The sequence below is a fragment of the Mycolicibacter minnesotensis genome (assembly GCF_010731755.1).
GTDB classification, from domain to species: domain Bacteria; phylum Actinomycetota; class Actinomycetes; order Mycobacteriales; family Mycobacteriaceae; genus Mycobacterium; species Mycobacterium minnesotense.
The window spans coordinates 57,889-73,582 of record NZ_AP022589.1 but is presented as its reverse complement, the minus strand read 5'-3'; the positions used below and the strand labels follow the sequence as shown (position 1 = coordinate 73,582).

Here is a 15,694-nt window from a genome sequence, read left to right as displayed (position 1 = left end):
TGGGTTGAAGAGAGGGATCACAAGGTTTCGCAGGGTCCATCGCCGTCCGTCCGTGCCTCGGACTGGGGCCTAGGTTGCCACCGCCTCCGACGCCGGCTGAGCATCGTCGTCAGGGGCTGGGGTTGCCGCGGAAACGGACCGCGAATCCGCGGCGGCCTGACGATGGGCGGGGTCTACGGCGCGAATGGTGGCAACCAGAAGCAACGCGATAACGGGTGCGATGACCCCATACAGCGCCGGCACGGTTCCGATCTCGGCGCTGTTGAGTAGTTGTGGGCTCAGTGCAATCGCGGTGGCCACCATCGCGTTATGCATCCCGATCTCGAGGCTGATGGCAATCGCCTGCCTCGGAGCGAGCTTCATCCAGCGCGGCACGAGATATCCGACGGTCAAGCTGACGGTGGCGAAGGAGACGACGGCACCGGTCAGTGCGCCGAGGTTGTTCGCCAATGTCGTGTGCCCGCCCACGATCGCCGCCACGGAGATCGCGACCAGCAGCGTGGCCGCGGCGACCCGGACCGGCCGCTTCAGGCGGCGAGCCAGATCGGGGAAGCGCTCGCGGATGGCAACACCTATGGCGGTGGGAATGATCACCAGGCCGACCACCGCGACGAATTTGTCCAGCTGCAGCGGGATGCTGCGCCCCTCGCCGGTGAACCAGCTGATGGATATCGCCAATATCGCTGGTAGGGAAGCGATCGACAGCACGGCGTTGATCGCGGTCAGCGTGAGATTGAGGGCAAGGTCGCCATTGACCAAGTGACTGAAGACATTCGCCAACAGGCCGCCGGGAACTGCGGAGATCAGCATCAGCCCCACCGCGAGATTGGGCGGGAGGTGGAAGGCCTCGGCGATCAACAGGCACAGGGCCGGCAGCATGATCGCCTGGCAGATCAAGGCGACCGCCAGGGGGCGCTTGAGTGCTGCAGCCCTGCGGAAGTCGGCGACCGTGAGGGTCATTCCCAGGGCGAGCATGGCCGTCACGACGACCAAGGGGAAGAACCGGCTATCCATGCGTGCTCCGCGGTGTCCGTGCGCAGATGCCCTGACGGTCAAGCGGTCCGCGGCTCGGCGCAATGATGCAGTGAATGCTCAGCGTGCCGGAGGCGGCGGAAGCTCGTCTCCGGGAGTGGCGGTGAGATACAGCTGAATGCGCCCACGGGTGCGGCGCTGAGCAAACGGATTCGGGCTGGCTCCGGTTCGGCGGAGGGCGCTGGTCCGAGCATCCATCCGATTGAGTTCTCCGCCTCGCTGGATCGCCTTCAGGGTGCACCGCCGACCTCGCCGCGCTGCGGGGGATCCGTGCATTAATAAACTGTGCAGCAAGGAGATTCCGCGAGACAATGGCACAAGAATGATCATCTTTACCCGGTAGTAGATCCACGACGTGCATCGCGGACCGTGCTCGACCAGCGCCGCGCGCTTGCCTGCGGGCAACGCCGTGGGCGGGCATCCCGGACTGTTGCGATTCTGGGCTGGCAACTTCTGTCCGGACATGGGTGCGGGCTGGAATCTGTCTGAGTCGAACGCAGTCATACCGGGCCGGGTGGCTGGCAACGGATCTAGACTGACGCCGTGTCGGCGAGGGAGCGGCAAGAGAACGGCAGATCACGGCGGAAGGCCCTGCCGCGATCGGCGCTCGGGGAGTATACGGCGTCACCGAGGCGTTGCGATCCGGTAGTGCTGCTGGAATCGCAGGCCAAGGACCGCGTCCCGGAGCTGGTGCCGATCCGCTACACCCGCATGTTGGCCTCGCCCTACGCGTTCTTCAGAGGTGCCGCGGTGATCATGGCCGCGGACCTTGCTGCCGGGGAGAACACCGGGCTGGGGGTGCAACTGTGCGGCGACGCGCACCTGTCGAACTTCGGGCTGTACGCCTCCCCGGAACGCCATCTGACCTTTGATCTCAACGATTTCGATGAGACGCTGCCGGGACCGTGGGACTGGGATGTCAAACGTCTGGTGGCCAGTACTGCGGTCCTGTGCCGCAGTAGGGGACTCGATGTTGCCCGCCAGGAGTCGATGGTTCGGGCGTGCGCCCAGGCCTATCGCAGCCAGATGCGGGAGTTGTCGCAGCTGGGTGAACTCGACGTCTGGTACGCCCAATCTGTCGTCGACGCTGAGCTACTCGACACAGTGGAACCGTTATACGCCAAGGAGATCCGGCGCACCGCGGCGGGAGCCCTGGCCCGCGGGCGACAGCAGGCCGCCGACAAGCTGACCCACTCGCGCGACGGCCGCAGACACCTGCGCAGTGATCCGCCGCTGATAGTGCCGGCCGGCGAGCTGGTCACCGACGTCGTCGCGCACCTCTATGACATCTACATGCGCAAGCTGATTCGCGACTATGTATCCAGCCTTCGCGGCGACCTGCGGGTTTTGGCGAGGCGCTACCGCTATGTGGAGATGGCGCGCAAGGTCGTGGGGGTGGGCAGCGTCGGAACCCGCACGTGGATCGTGCTGTTTGAAGGACGTAGCGGCCGCGACCCACTGCTCATGCAGGTCAAAGAGGCGCGACCATCGGTGTTGGAAGCCCACCTCACGCGCAGCTCCTACCCGAATGCCGGCGAACGGGTGGTCGCGGGTCAGCGGTTGATGCAGGCCAGCAGCGACATCCTGTTGGGCTGGCTGCACGCGATCGGCCCTGACGGCCACCATGGCGACTACTACGTACGACAACTGTGGGACATGAAGGGCTCCGCCGACGTCGAGACGATGCGGCCCAGAGTTCTTACCGCCTACATCCAGGCGTGCGGGCGGGCGCTTGCGCGGGCGCACAGCCGCTCCGGTGACCGGGTGGCGATTGCGGCCTATCTTGGCAAGGGGGACAAGGCAGACCGGGCGCTGGCCCGGTTCGCCATCGCCTATGCCGAGCAGAACCAGTGCGACTACCAGGCGTTACGCGCCGCGGCAGAGAGCGGCCGGATCACCGCCGCCTGATCTCCGCGCCGTTGGAGAGCGCAGCCGCGCCGCGTGTCGCGTCGGTCTCGACAGCTACCACCCCTCTAGACTGTCGAACAATTGTTCGGTAAGGAGAGGAATCGGATGCGGGTGATGGGCGTCGATCCCGGCCTGACGCGCTGCGGGCTGTCGGTGGTCGAAGGCGGGCAGGGCCGTCAGGTCACCGCGTTGGATGTCGACGTGGTGCGCACCCCGGCCGACCAGCCGCTTCCGCAGCGCTTGCTGACTATCAGTGACACTGCGGAACATTGGTTGGACACTCACCGCCCCGACGTCATCGCGATCGAGCGCGTTTTCGCCCAGCAGAACGTCTCCACCGTGATGGGCACCGCGCAGGCCGGCGGGGTGATCGCGCTGCAGGCCGCCCGCCGTGGCATCGCTGTGCATTTTCACACTCCCAGCGAGGTCAAAGCCGCGGTGACTGGCAACGGTTCTGCCGACAAGGCGCAGGTGACCACGATGATCACCCGGATACTTGGGCTGCAGCAGAAGCCGACTCCGGCTGACGCGGCCGACGCGCTGGCGCTCGCGATCTGCCACTGCTGGCGGGCTCCGATGATCGCTCGGATGGCCGCCGCCGAGGCGCTGGCGGCAGAGCAGCGGCGCAAGTACACCGCCAAACTCAAGGCGGCGCGGGCATGATCGCGTCGGTCCGTGGTGAGGTCGTCGACATCGCGCTGGATCATGCCGTGGTCGAGGCGGCGGGGGTGGGCTACAAGTTGATGGCCACCCCGGCGACCCTCTCGACCCTGCGACGAGGCAGCGAATCCCGCTTGATCACCGCGATGATCGTGCGGGAAGACTCGATGACGCTCTACGGATTCCCCGACTCCGAGGCCCGCGATCTATTTCTCACGCTGATCGGGGTGTCGGGAATCGGACCCAAGATCGCCCTGGCGACGCTGGCGGTCTACGACGCGGCTGCGCTGCGTCGGGCATTGGCCGACGGGGACGTCACGGCCTTGACCCGCGTACCGGGAATCGGTAAGCGGGGTGCCGAGCGGCTGGTGCTCGAGCTGCGCGACAAGATCGGATCGGTCGCGACCTCCGACGGTGCCGTGTTCGCAGCTCACGGGGTGCGCGCTCCGGTGATCGAGGCCTTGATCGGGCTCGGTTTCGCCGCCAAGCAGGCCGAGGAGACCACCGACAAGGTCTTGGCCGACGCTCCCGACGCCACCACCTCTGAGGTGCTGCGGACCGCACTGAGTCGGCTGGGGAAGACCAAGTGAACCAACCCGGCGATCCCGACGAACGCGAAGTCTCTCCGGCGCTGACCGTCGGCGAGGGAGACATCGACGCTGGTCTGCGCCCACGGAGCCTGGCCGAATTCATCGGTCAGCCCCGGGTCCGCGAACAGCTTCAGTTGGTGCTCGAGGGCGCCAAGAACCGGGGCGGCACACCCGACCACATCCTGCTGTCCGGCCCGCCTGGGCTGGGAAAGACATCGCTGGCGATGATCATCGCCAGTGAACTGGGCACGTCGCTGCGGCTCACCTCGGGGCCGGCGCTGGAACGTGCCGGAGACCTGGCCGCCATGCTGTCGAATCTGGTCGAACACGACGTGCTGTTCATCGACGAGATTCATCGCATCGCGCGGCCCGCCGAGGAGATGCTGTACCTGGCGATGGAGGACTTCCGGGTCGATGTCGTCGTCGGGAAGGGGCCTGGGGCAACGTCGATTCCGCTGGAAGTCGCGCCGTTCACCTTGGTCGGAGCGACCACCCGATCCGGTGCGCTGACCGGCCCACTGCGCGATCGGTTCGGCTTCACCGCGCATATGGATTTCTACGAACCCGCCGAACTGCAGCGGGTGCTGGCCCGCTCGGCAAAGATCCTGGGGATCGAATTGGGCGAGGCGGCGGCGGTGGAGGTCGCACGGCGGTCCCGCGGAACTCCCCGGATCGCCAACCGGCTCTTGCGTCGGGTACGTGACTACGCGGAGGTGCGCGCCGACGGGGTGATCACTCGCGACGTGGCGAAAGCAGCCCTGGCGGTCTACGACGTCGACGAGTTGGGCCTGGATCGCCTCGACCGGGCGGTGCTCTCAGCGCTGACCCGCAGTTTCGGTGGCGGGCCGGTCGGGGTGTCCACGCTGGCGGTCGCGGTAGGCGAGGAAGCCACCACCGTCGAAGAGGTGTGCGAGCCGTTCCTGGTGCGCGCCGGGATGGTGGCCCGGACACCGCGGGGTCGTGTCGCTACACCGGCAGCCTGGACGCACCTGGGTTTGGTGCCGCCGGCCGGCGCGGCGGGCCTCGGTCAGCAGGGGCTGTTCGAGGCCGACTGACTCGCAGCTAGAGCTTCGCGAGTTCGGCGGTCAGCACGTCTAGGCCTTCGGCCAGTAGCTCGTCGCTGATCGTCAGCGGCGGCAACAGGCGCACCACGTTGCCAAACGTTCCGCAGGTCAACACGATTACCCCGGCCTGATGACAGGCTGCCGCCAACGCCTTGGTCAGGTCCGGGTCGGGTTCGGCGCTGTCGGGCCGCACCAGTTCGACGGCGATCATGGCGCCGCGACCACGAACGTCCCCGATCCGATCGTCGTCGGCCTGTGCCCGGCGGAGGCGCTCGAGGATCAGCCGTTCGATCTGGCGTGCCCGCCCCACCAGCTCGTCGGCTTCGACCGCGGCCAAGGCCGCCAGGGCCGCGGCGCAGGCCACCGGGTTGCCGCCGAACGTGCCGCCCAGCCCGCTGAGGTGTGGGGCAGCCATGATGTCGGCACTGCCGGTGACCGCTGCCAGCGGTAATCCACCGGCGATTCCCTTGGCGGTACAGATGAGGTCGGGCACGATCGGCTCGTGCTCGCAGGCAAACATCGCCCCGGTTCGAGCGAATCCGGTCTGCACCTCGTCGGCGACGAACACGACGTTGTTGTCGCGACACCAGGCCAGCAGCGCGGGCAGAAATCCCGGCGCCGGAACGATGAAGCCACCCTCGCCGTGGATCGGCTCTATGACCAGCGCGGCCAGGTTGGCGGCCCCGATCTGGCTCTCGATGACGCTGATGGTGCGCTCGGCGGCCTGCGTGCCGTCGCTGCCGAGGTCTTTGTCGATCAGGCTGTCGCGGTAGGGATAGGACGTCGGGGCACGGTAGATGTCGGGCGCGAACGGCCCGAATCCACTCTTGTAGGGCATGGACTTGGCGGTCAGTGCCATCGTCAGGTTGGTCCGGCCGTGATAGCCGTGGTCGAACGCAACCACCGCGGTCTTACGGGTGTGAGCCCGGGCGATCTTGACGGCGTTCTCCAGGGCCTCCGAACCGGAGTTGACCAGTACGGACGTCTTCTCGTGCGTGCCCGGCGTGATCCGGTTGAGGGCCTCGGCTACGGCCACGTATCCCTCGTACGGCGTAACCATGAAGCAGGTGTGGGTGAACTCGGCGACCTGCCGCTGCACGGCGTCCACCACCCGGGGGGCGGCCGCTCCCACGGTGGTGACAGCGATGCCCGAACCCAGGTCGATCAGCCGATTGCCATCGACGTCCTCGACGATGCCCCCACCGGCCCGCGCCGCGTAGACCGGCAGTGTGCTTGCCACGCCACGGGCGACGGCGGCCGCTCGGCGACGGGAGAGCTGCACCGAGCCCGGCCCGGGAATCTCGGTGGCCAAGTGACGGCTCTGGGGCAGCGGCGGCACAGACATGGGAGGGACCCTCCTGGGCGATCCTTGCCGTGGGTCAGATCTGGCCGAGTGGCCGGCATGCGTTGCCGAACGGTTGCCAGTATTCACCTGGCGGGCAGTCCAGCGGCTTGGGTCCCTGACCGAGAGGCATGCAGGTGTTTGTGGAGGGCTCCCAGTACTGGCCGCCAGGGCAGTCCAGTGGCGTCGGTCCCTGACCGAGAGGCATGCAGGTGTTGGTGCTCGGCTCCCAGTACTGCCCGCCCGGACAGGCCAGCGGCTCCGCAGATCCGACGGCGGGCATGGCGATCGCTCCCACTGCCAGGGGTGCTGCCGCGAAGGCAACGGCAGTCGCCAGACCCCATGCGAAGTTCCTCATCGGTCAACCTTCCCTCAAGAATCCTGACCCCCCATGACTCCCACAGCCTAGGCGGTGCTCGACGGTACCGGCGTGCGGTCGCCGCACTCAGTGGCACACTGTTGTGATCACTGTGGCCCGCCACACTTCAGGTGGTCCGGTGCCGGAGATTCATTCGAACACGATGAAAGATCGGTTGTCGTCATGGAAAACATGGTTGCCTTCCTGCCTCTGATCCTGGTCATGGGTGCCTTTATGTTCTTCGCCTCGCGCAGGCAGAAGCGCGCGATGCAGGCCACCATCGACCTGCACGAGTCGCTGCAGGTAGGGGACCGGGTGCACACCACCTCGGGGCTGCAGGGCACTATCACCGGCATCACCGATGACGATGTCGACCTGGAGATCGCACCGGGTGTGGTGACCACCTGGATGAAGCTGGCCGTTCGGGACAAGATCGAGCTGGAGGAGCTGGCGGCCGAGCCCGCAGTCGAACAGGCCGTCGAAGGCGCTTAGCGGGTCCTCAAGAGCCCGACGCGCGGAACGCCCGCCCAACGATCGCTCCAGCCAGCCGGGCACGTACCCTTTTCCGGGTGCAGTGGTACTGATCGGCGGGGGCGGCCTGGGCTTGGGCCAGCACCGACGATCATGAGAGCGCATTGCGCAATGAGCGAAGGAGACTCAACAACGTGGCATCGCCTTCGGCGTCGGTGCACCCTGCCCGCAACCTGGCGGTGTTCCTGGCATTGCTCATCGGTGTTTACCTGCTGGTATTCCTGACCGGAAACAAGCTTGCCGAACCCAAACTCGGGATCGACCTGCAGGGCGGCACGCGCGTGACACTCACGGCGCGCACCCCGGACGGCTCCGCGCCGACCCGCGAGGCGCTCAACCAGGCGCAACAGATCATCAGTGCCCGTGTCAACGGCCTCGGTGTATCTGGCTCTGAGGTCATCATCGATGGAAACAACCTGGTCATCACCGTGCCGGGTAGCGACGGCAATGAGGCTCGCACCCTGGGCCAGACGGCCCGCCTCTACATCCGTCCGGTGGTCAACGCGGTGTCGGTCGAAGAAGCAGCGCAGGCCGCCGGCCGGATGCCCGGTCTCGGTGGCGGTGGCATGCCCGGCCTGCCGCCCGGTGCCGGCGGTGGCGTACCGGGCCTACCTCCGGGTCTCGGCGGTGGCGTGCCCGGTCTGCCTCCGGGCTTGGGCGGTGGCGTGCCCGGTCTGCCTCCGGGCTTGGGCGGTGGCGTACCTGGCCTGCCTCCGGGCCTCGGCGGTGGCGGTATCCCCGGTCTCCCGTCCGGGGGCCAAACGCTGCCCGGCGGTCCCGGCGCGAGCGGACAGGGCCTGTTCGGTGGAAACAGCGGGTCACTCCCGCAGACGCCGGCGGCTCAGCCGCGGCCCTTCCCGCAGGAGCCGACTCCCACTCCGGGCACCACGACAGCCAGCCCCGAGCCGGCCAGCCCCAGCCAGTCCGCCACACTGCCGGCGCCAGCGGCACCGGGATTGCCCGGTATGCCCGCGGTGCCCGGTGCACAGATGCCCGCACTCCCGGGCCTCCCCGGTCTGCCGGGGCTGCCAGGTCTGCCCGGGCAGGGCGACCAGGCCCAGGGCCTGGCCGCGCGTATCGCGGCGGAGAAGCGCCTGCGGCAGAGCGACAACAAGGTTGTCCAAGCGCTGGCCCTGCAGATCCAGGCCGGCCGTTGCGACAAAGAAGACATCCTTGCCGGCAACGACGACCCGGACCTGCCGTTGGTGACGTGTTCCCAAGACCACCAGGTCGCCTACGTTCTGGCCCCGTCGATCATCAGCGGTGACCAGATCGCCGACGCCAGCTCGGGTATGGACCAGCGCAGCGGCGCCAACGTCGTCCAGGTGCAGTTCAAGAGCGGTGCGGCCGACGTCTGGGCCAACTACACCGCCGCACACATCGGCACCCAGACTGCGTTCACGCTCGACTCTCAGGTGGTCAGTGCCCCGCAGATCCAGGAAGCGATTCCCGGTGGCCGCACCCAGATCACCGGCGGTTCCCCGGGCTTTACCCAAGACGCCGCGCGCCAGCTGGCCAATGTGTTGAAGTACGGCTCGCTGCCGTTGTCCTTCGAGGCCTCGGAAGCAGAGACCGTCTCGGCCACACTGGGAATGACCTCCCTGAAGGCAGGTCTGATCGCCGGTGCGATCGGTCTGGCGCTGGTGCTGATCTATTCGCTGCTCTACTACCGGGTTCTCGGAGTGCTGACGGCGCTGTCTTTGGTATTGGCCGGCGCCGTGGTGTACGCGATCCTGGTGTTGCTGGGTCGCTACATCAACTACACCCTTGACCTTGCCGGTATCGCCGGTCTGATCATCGGAATCGGCACCACCGCCGACTCGTTCGTGGTGTTCTTCGAACGCATCAAGGACGAGATCCGCGAAGGCCGGTCTTTCCGCTCGGCCGTGCCGCGAGGATGGGCACGAGCCCGCAAGACGATCGTCTCCGGCAACGCGGTCACCTTCCTGGCCGCCGCGGTGCTCTACTTCCTGGCAGTCGGCCAGGTGAAAGGCTTCGCGTTCACCCTGGGGCTGACCACAATCCTCGACATCGTGGTGGTGTTCCTGGTGACCTGGCCGCTGGTCTACCTGGCGTCCAAGTCGCCGACGCTGGCCAAGCCGTCCTACAACGGCCTCGGCGCGGTTCAGCAGGTTGCACGTGAGCGGCGGGCGCTCGCCAAATCGGGGGGCGGATCGAGCGGCAAGCCCGGAACCAAAGCGCGCACGCGGGTAACCGCCCAGTCGACGGGACAGGGATAGCCAGATGGCCAAACCGAGCACCAGCAGCGGCACCAAGCCCGCAAAGAAGGCTCCGGCAGCCGGGGAGCCGAAGAAGAGCGGTAGCGGCGCCGTAGCAAAAAAGACGCCAAGCAAGGGCTCAGCCAAGGCGCCGAAGCACAGCTTCCTGTCGCGGCTCTACACCGGTACCGGCGCGTTCGAGGTGATCGGCCGCAGGCGGATGTGGTACGCCATCAGCGGCGTCATGGTGGCGATCGCCATCGTGAGCATTCTGGTCCGCGGTTTCACCTTCGGAATCGACTTCGCCGGGGGCACCAAGGTGTCGTTCCCGCGCGGCGACACGACCGTCACGCAGGTCGAAGAGGTATTCCGCAAGAGCGTCGGGAACAGTCCCGAGTCGGTGGTCGTGGTCGGCAACGGCAATTCGGCGACGGTGCAGATCCGCGCCGAGACGCTCACCAACGAGCAGACCGAGAAACTGCGCGATGACCTGTTCGAGGCCTTCCAGCCTCAGGGGCCCGATGGGCAGCCCAGCAGGCAGGCGATCAGTGACTCGGCGGTTTCGGAGACCTGGGGTGGCCAGATCACCCAGAAGGCCGTGATCGCTCTGGTGGTGTTCCTGCTGCTGGCGTCGCTGTATATCACCGTGCGTTACGAGTGGTTCATGACGCTGTCGGCGATGATCTCGATGGTCTTCGACATTCTCGTCACCGCCGGGGTGTACTCACTGGTCGGATTCGAGGTCACGCCGGCCACCGTGATCGGCCTGTTGACCATCCTCGGGTTCTCCATCTATGACACCGTGATCGTGTTCGACAAGGTCGAGGAGAACACCAGCGGTTTCGAGCACAAGACCCGCTACACCTATGCCGAACAGGCGAACCTGGCCATCAACCAGACCTTCATGCGTTCGATCAACACCAGCCTGATCTCGGCGTTGCCGATCATCTCGCTGATGGTGGTCGCGGTGTGGCTGCTCGGCGTCGGAACGTTGCAGGACCTCGCGCTGGTGCAGCTGGTCGGCGTCGTGGTCGGTACCTATTCGTCGATCTACCTGGCCACGCCGCTCTTGGTCACCCTGCGGGAGCGGACCGAGCTGGTGCAGAACCACACCAGGCGAGTGATGCGTAGGCGCAACGCCGCTGCCGGGTCGAAACCGGTGTCGGCCGGCACGCAGGGCTCGGACACCGCCGAGGATTCCGGAGATGCCGACGACAACCTCACCCCTGAGGACGAGGGTGCGGCAACCACGGGTTCAGGGGCACCGACTCCCGGCGCAAAGCCGGTACGGCCTACCAGCCGGCGCGGCCAGCGTCCGACCGGCAAGCCGGGCGCCGGTCGGTAACCGGCGATGGCGGCCCGCTGGCGGCACGCTGCGACGTCGGTGGTGGCGCTCATCACCGGCCTTGCCGTCTGGTCGGTGTCGGCGTGCACCGGCGCCACCGTCGATCAGATCGACTACGCCGTCGACGGCGGCCTGATGACCTATAACACCACCACCGTCGTCGGTGCGGCTTCGGCCGGCCCGCAGGCGTTCTCCCGTACTCTGACCGGCTTCGGATACCACGGTCCGGACGGTCAGATCGTCACCGACCACGACTTCGGCAGTATTTCGGTGGTGGGCCGCGCCCCGCTGGTGCTGGACTATCAGATCGCGGACGCGGCGGTGTATTCCGACGGCAAACCGATCACCTGTGACGATCTTGTCCTGGCGTGGGCGGCCCAATCCGGCAGGTTCGCCGGCTTCGACGCCGCCAGCCGCGCCGGCTACCTCGACATCGAGAACATCGAGTGTCAGCCCGGAGCGAAGAAGGCCCGAGTGTCTTTTTTCCCGGACCGCAACATCGTTGACTACGAGGAACTGTTCAGCGCCACCTCGATGATGCCGTCGCACGTCATCAGCGACCAGCTCGGCCTGAACACCACCGAAGTCCTGCTGGGCAAGCTCGGACCGGCCGACGAGGCCATCGCCAAGATCGCGCAGGCTTGGAACACGACCTGGCAGCTTGATCGCGGAGCTGACCTGAGGCACTTTCCTTCTTCGGGTCCCTATCGGATCGACTCGGTTCTCGAGGGTGGCGCCGTGGTGTTGGTGGCCAACGACCTGTGGTGGGGCGCCAAGCCGGTCACCACACGGATCACCGTGTGGCCCCAGACCGCCGACATCGCCGACCGGGTCAGCAAGCGGGTCATCGAGGTCGTTGACGTGGCGACCGGATCCGCGGGGTCACTGAACACCCCCGACGACTACCAGAGCAGCGACAGCCCCTCGGGGGGAATCGAGCAGCTGATCTTCGCCCCGGCCGGCCCGCTGTCGGAGACTCCTGCCCGCCGCGCGGTGGCCCTGTGCACCCCGCGTGACGTGATCGCCCGCGACGCGGGCGTTCCGGTGGTCAACTCGCGGCTCAACACCGCCATCGACGACGCCTTCGACCAGGCCGAGAACGTGCCTGAGGCCGGTCAGTTCGCCCATGCCGACCCCGATGCCGCCCGCGACACACTCGGGGGCAAGCCGCTGACGGTGCGTATCGGCTACCGCGGTCCCAACACCCGGCTGGCCGCGGTGGTCGGGGCGATCACCGCTTCATGCGCGCCGGCCGGCATCACCGTCGTCGAGGTGGCCTCCGACGACGTCGGTCCGCTGGCGCTGCGTGACGGGCAGATCGACGTGTTGCTCGCCAGCACCGGGGGATCGACCGGCAGCGGTTCGAGCGGATCGTCATCGGTGGACGCCTACGAGCTGTTCAGCGGCAACGGAAACAACCTGTCCGGCTACCACAACGACCAGATCGATGGCATCGTCTCTGCGCTGGCGGTCACCGCCGACCCCGCCGAGATGGTTCGGCTGCTCGGCGAAAGTGCTCCTGTGCTGTGGGCCGACGTGCCCACACTGCCGCTCTACCGTCAGCAACGGACGCTGTTGTCGTCGAAGAAGACCTACGGTGTGGCAGCCAATCCGACTCGGTGGGGCGCAGGCTGGAACATGGACCGCTGGGAGCTGCAGCAGTGAACCCCGGGCCGGCAGTGGGGGCCGCTGAGCTCATTGCGTCGCTGATCCGTGAGGTGGCCGATTTTCCCTCCCCGGGAATAGCCTTCAAAGATCTGACCCCGGTGTTCGCCGACGCCGCCGGGCTGGCCGTGGTCACCGATGAGCTGGCCCGGATCGCCGCCGGTGCGGACCTGGTGGCCGGTATCGACGCCCGCGGTTTTCTGCTGGCCGGGGCGGTAGCCGACCGGCTGGGAGTGGGCGCGTTGGCGGTCCGCAAGGGCGGCAAGCTGCCGCCGCCGGTGCTTGCGGAGCATTATCAGCTCGAATACGCCACTGCTGTTTTGGAAATACCCGCCGAGGGAATCGAACTAGCCGGGATGCGGGTGGTCATCCTCGACGACGTGCTGGCCACCGGCGGAACCTTGGCCGCAGCGCAGCGCCTGCTACGACGGGCCGGCGCCGAAGTGGTTGCGGCGGCCGTGGTGCTGGAACTGGCCGGGCTGGGCGGGCGCGCGGCGGTGGCGCCGTTGCGGCTTGAGCGCCTGCATCAGATTTAGTCGATATTCTCGTGGTCGGAGGTGAGCACAGTGGGCCCTGAAAATGGCTTTCCGCACGGCCCCGAGCAGGGCTCAGACCCCGATCGGTACGGCGTCGACACGAGTCAGCCGGTAGTGATGTCGGAGGCTGTCGCCCAGGACTCGCCCACCGAGCGCACCGATCTGCTGAAGGTACCCACCAGTGCCTCCCGGCGCGTGCGGGCCCGGATTGCCCGGCGCATCACCGCGCAACGCGGTGCCCTGAGCCCGGTGCTGGAACCCCTGGTGGCGGTGCACCGGCAGTACTACCCGAAAGCCAATCTTGCGCTGCTGCAGCGCGCCTACGAGGTGGCCGAGCAGCGGCACGCCACCCAGCTGCGCCATTCGGGGGATCCCTACATCACCCACCCTGTGGCCGTGGCGACGATCCTGGCCGAGTTGGGCATGGACACCATCACACTGGTGGCTGCGCTGCTGCACGACACTGTCGAAGACACCGGTTACACACTGCAGGCGCTGGCCGCAGAGTTCGGCGACGAGGTCGCCCACCTGGTTGATGGCGTGACCAAGCTCGACAAGGTGGTGCTGGGCACCGCCGCCGAGGCCGAGACCATCCGCAAGATGGTCATCGCCATGGCACGCGATCCTCGGGTATTGGTGATCAAGGTCGCCGATCGGCTGCACAATATGCGCACCATCCGATTCCTGGCGCCGGAGAAGCAGGCCCGCAAAGCGCGCGAGACGCTGGAAGTCATTGCCCCGCTGGCCCATCGGCTCGGTATGGCCACCGTCAAGTGGGAGCTTGAAGACCTCTCGTTCGCGATCCTGCATCCCAAGCGCTACGAGGAGATCGTCCGGTTGGTGGCCGACCGGGCGCCGTCCCGCGACACCTACCTGGCCAAGGTGCGCGCCGAGATCGTCAATACGCTGGCCAAGTCGAAGATCACCGCGACCGTCGAGGGGAGACCCAAGCACTACTGGTCGATCTATCAGAAGATGATCGTGCGCGGCCGTGACTTCGACGACATCTACGACTTGGTAGGACTGCGGATCCTGTGCGACGAGATCCGGGACTGTTATGCCGCCGTCGGTGTCGTGCACTCGCTGTGGCAGCCGATGGCCGGCCGGTTCAAGGACTACATCGCCCAGCCGCGCTACGGGGTCTACCAGTCGTTGCACACCACGGTGATCGGCCCGGAGGGCAAGCCGCTGGAGATCCAGATTCGCACCCGGGAGATGCACCGCACCGCCGAGTACGGGATCGCCGCGCACTGGCGCTACAAAGAATCCAAGGGCCGCAACGGCGTTCCGCACGTCAACTCCGCCGCCGAGATCGACGACATGGCCTGGATGCGCCAGTTGCTGGACTGGCAGCGGGAAGCCGCGGACCCGGGTGAGTTCCTCGAGTCGCTGCGTTATGACCTGGCCGTCAAAGAGATCTTCGTGTTCACTCCGAAGGGCGATGTGATCACGCTGCCCACCGGCTCCACGCCGGTGGACTTCGCCTACGCGGTGCACACCGAAGTCGGCCACCGATGTATCGGCGCCCGGGTCAACGGCCGGCTGGTGGCGTTGGAGCGCAAGCTTGAAAACGGCGAAGTTGTGGAGGTCTTCACCTCCAAGGCTCAAAACGCCGGGCCGTCGCGCGACTGGCAGCAGTTCGTAGTGTCGCCGCGGGCCAAGGCCAAGATCCGGCAATGGTTCGCCAAGGAACGTCGCGAGGAAGCCCTGGAGTCCGGCAAGGAGTCGATGGCCCGCGAGGTACGCCGGGCAGGTCTGCCGCTGCAGCGACTGGTCAACGGCGAGTCGATGGCCGCGGTGGCCCGCGAACTGCACTACTCGGACGTCTCCGCGCTCTACACCGCCGTGGGCGAGAACCACATCTCGGCACATCACGTGGTGCAGCGGCTGGTGGCTCAGCTGGGCGGCGTCGACCAGGCCGAGGACGACCTGGCTGAGCGCTCCACACCTCTGACCACTCCGCGTCGTGAACGGCACGCCGACGACGTCGGAGTCGCGGTCCCGGGCGCCACGGGCGTGCTCACCAAGCTGGCCAAGTGCTGCACCCCGGTCCCAGGCGACGAGATCATGGGTTTCGTCACCCGTGGCGGCGGCGTGTCGGTCCATCGCACCGACTGCACCAACGCCGAGTCGCTGCGTCAGCAGGATGAGCGGATCATCGAGGTCAAGTGGGCACCGTCGCCCTCGTCGGTGTTCCTGGTCGCTATTCAGGTTGAGGCGCTGGACCGGCACCGGCTGCTGTCGGACATCACCAAGGTGCTCGCCGACGAGAAGGTCAACATCTTGTCGGCCTCAGTCACCACGTCACGTGATCGGGTGGCGATCAGCCGCTTCACATTCGAGATGGGTGATCCGAAGCATCTCGGTCACCTGCTCAACGTGGTCCGCAACGTCGAGGGTGTATTCGACGTCTATCGGGTGACGTCGGCGGCATGACGGCCCGT

The 15,694-nt window shown here is 66.9% G+C and carries 13 protein-coding genes; 10 read left to right on the top strand and 3 right to left on the bottom strand.

From position 1 onward, the window contains the following. Window positions 1-69 precede the first annotated feature (69 nt). Window positions 70-1,014, bottom strand: coding sequence for a bile acid:sodium symporter family protein (locus G6N09_RS00355; RefSeq protein WP_083024925.1), 945 nt, complete (start codon window positions 1,012-1,014; stop codon window positions 70-72). Window positions 1,015-1,680: 666 nt separating this feature from the next. Here G6N09_RS00355 and G6N09_RS00350 point away from each other — a divergent pair. The 4 genes from G6N09_RS00350 to ruvB all read left to right on the top strand — a co-directional run bounded on the left by G6N09_RS00350 (window position 1,681) and on the right by ruvB (window position 5,245). After that, window positions 1,681-2,940 carry a DUF2252 domain-containing protein gene (locus G6N09_RS00350; RefSeq protein ID WP_234806973.1) on the top strand — a complete coding sequence of 420 codons (1,260 nt, stop codon included), beginning with the start codon at window positions 1,681-1,683 and terminating at the stop codon, window positions 2,938-2,940. Between the two features lie 105 nt (window positions 2,941-3,045). Continuing rightward, window positions 3,046-3,603: a crossover junction endodeoxyribonuclease RuvC gene (ruvC, locus tag G6N09_RS00345; protein WP_083024920.1), complete on the top strand. Its 558-nt coding sequence runs from the start codon at window positions 3,046-3,048 to the stop codon at window positions 3,601-3,603. After that, entirely contained in the window at window positions 3,600-4,190 is a 591-nt protein-coding gene (gene ruvA / locus G6N09_RS00340; protein ID WP_083024918.1) for a Holliday junction branch migration protein RuvA, read from the top strand. Before ruvC ends, ruvA begins: the two co-directional genes overlap by 4 nt. After that, window positions 4,187-5,245: a Holliday junction branch migration DNA helicase RuvB gene (gene ruvB, locus G6N09_RS00335; protein WP_083024916.1), complete on the top strand. Its 1,059-nt coding sequence runs from the start codon at window positions 4,187-4,189 to the stop codon at window positions 5,243-5,245. The genes ruvA and ruvB overlap by 4 nt, the downstream gene beginning before the upstream one ends. Before the next feature lie 7 nt (window positions 5,246-5,252). Here ruvB and gabT read toward each other — a convergent pair whose 3' ends face one another. Together gabT and G6N09_RS00325 are read right to left on the bottom strand one after the other, a co-directional pair. After that, entirely contained in the window at window positions 5,253-6,593 is a 1,341-nt protein-coding gene (gene gabT, locus G6N09_RS00330; protein ID WP_109558891.1) for a 4-aminobutyrate--2-oxoglutarate transaminase, read from the bottom strand. Between the two features lie 40 nt (window positions 6,594-6,633). Further along, on the bottom strand, window positions 6,634-6,954 hold the full coding sequence (locus G6N09_RS00325) for a hypothetical protein (RefSeq protein ID WP_109558886.1): 321 nt from the start codon (window positions 6,952-6,954) through the stop codon (window positions 6,634-6,636). Between the two features lie 183 nt (window positions 6,955-7,137). On the opposite strand from G6N09_RS00325, the gene yajC reads away from it, so the two are divergent. From yajC to G6N09_RS00295, 6 genes are all read left to right on the top strand, one after another. Continuing rightward, a complete protein-coding gene (gene yajC / locus G6N09_RS00320) occupies window positions 7,138-7,446 on the top strand; it encodes a preprotein translocase subunit YajC (RefSeq protein WP_083024912.1) in 309 nt (102 codons plus the stop codon). Window positions 7,447-7,619: 173 nt separating this feature from the next. Then, the gene (secD, locus tag G6N09_RS00315; protein ID WP_083024909.1) at window positions 7,620-9,725 is read left to right on the top strand and encodes a protein translocase subunit SecD; all 2,106 of its coding nucleotides are present in this window, start codon (window positions 7,620-7,622) and stop codon (window positions 9,723-9,725) included. A gap of 4 nt (window positions 9,726-9,729) precedes the next feature. Next, window positions 9,730-11,049: a protein translocase subunit SecF gene (gene secF, locus G6N09_RS00310; protein WP_083024907.1), complete on the top strand. Its 1,320-nt coding sequence runs from the start codon at window positions 9,730-9,732 to the stop codon at window positions 11,047-11,049. A 6-nt stretch (window positions 11,050-11,055) separates the two neighbouring features. After that, on the top strand, window positions 11,056-12,714 hold the full coding sequence (locus G6N09_RS00305; RefSeq protein WP_083024905.1) for an ABC transporter substrate-binding protein: 1,659 nt from the start codon (window positions 11,056-11,058) through the stop codon (window positions 12,712-12,714). Continuing rightward, entirely contained in the window at window positions 12,711-13,250 is a 540-nt protein-coding gene (locus G6N09_RS00300; RefSeq protein WP_179959859.1) for an adenine phosphoribosyltransferase, read from the top strand. The genes G6N09_RS00305 and G6N09_RS00300 overlap by 4 nt, the downstream gene beginning before the upstream one ends. 117 nt (window positions 13,251-13,367) lie before the next feature. Beyond that, entirely contained in the window at window positions 13,368-15,686 is a 2,319-nt protein-coding gene (locus G6N09_RS00295; RefSeq protein WP_083024901.1) for a RelA/SpoT family protein, read from the top strand. Window positions 15,687-15,694 lie beyond the last annotated feature (8 nt).

Bases quoted from the DNA above. Each gene is read 5' to 3' on its own strand.
- G6N09_RS00355 (WP_083024925.1), bottom strand. From the start codon at position 1,014: ATGGATAGCCGGTTCTTCCCCTTGGTCGTCGTGACGGCCATGCTCGCC.
- ruvC (WP_083024920.1), top strand. From the start codon at position 3,046: ATGCGGGTGATGGGCGTCGATCCCGGCCTGACGCGCTGCGGGCTGTCG.
- ruvA (WP_083024918.1), top strand. From the start codon at position 3,600: ATGATCGCGTCGGTCCGTGGTGAGGTCGTCGACATCGCGCTGGATCAT.
- G6N09_RS00325 (WP_109558886.1), bottom strand. From the start codon at position 6,954: ATGAGGAACTTCGCATGGGGTCTGGCGACTGCCGTTGCCTTCGCGGCA.
- yajC (WP_083024912.1), top strand. From the start codon at position 7,138: ATGGAAAACATGGTTGCCTTCCTGCCTCTGATCCTGGTCATGGGTGCC.
- secF (WP_083024907.1), top strand. From the start codon at position 9,730: ATGGCCAAACCGAGCACCAGCAGCGGCACCAAGCCCGCAAAGAAGGCT.
- G6N09_RS00305 (WP_083024905.1), top strand. From the start codon at position 11,056: ATGGCGGCCCGCTGGCGGCACGCTGCGACGTCGGTGGTGGCGCTCATC.
- G6N09_RS00295 (WP_083024901.1), top strand. From the start codon at position 13,368: ATGTCGGAGGCTGTCGCCCAGGACTCGCCCACCGAGCGCACCGATCTG.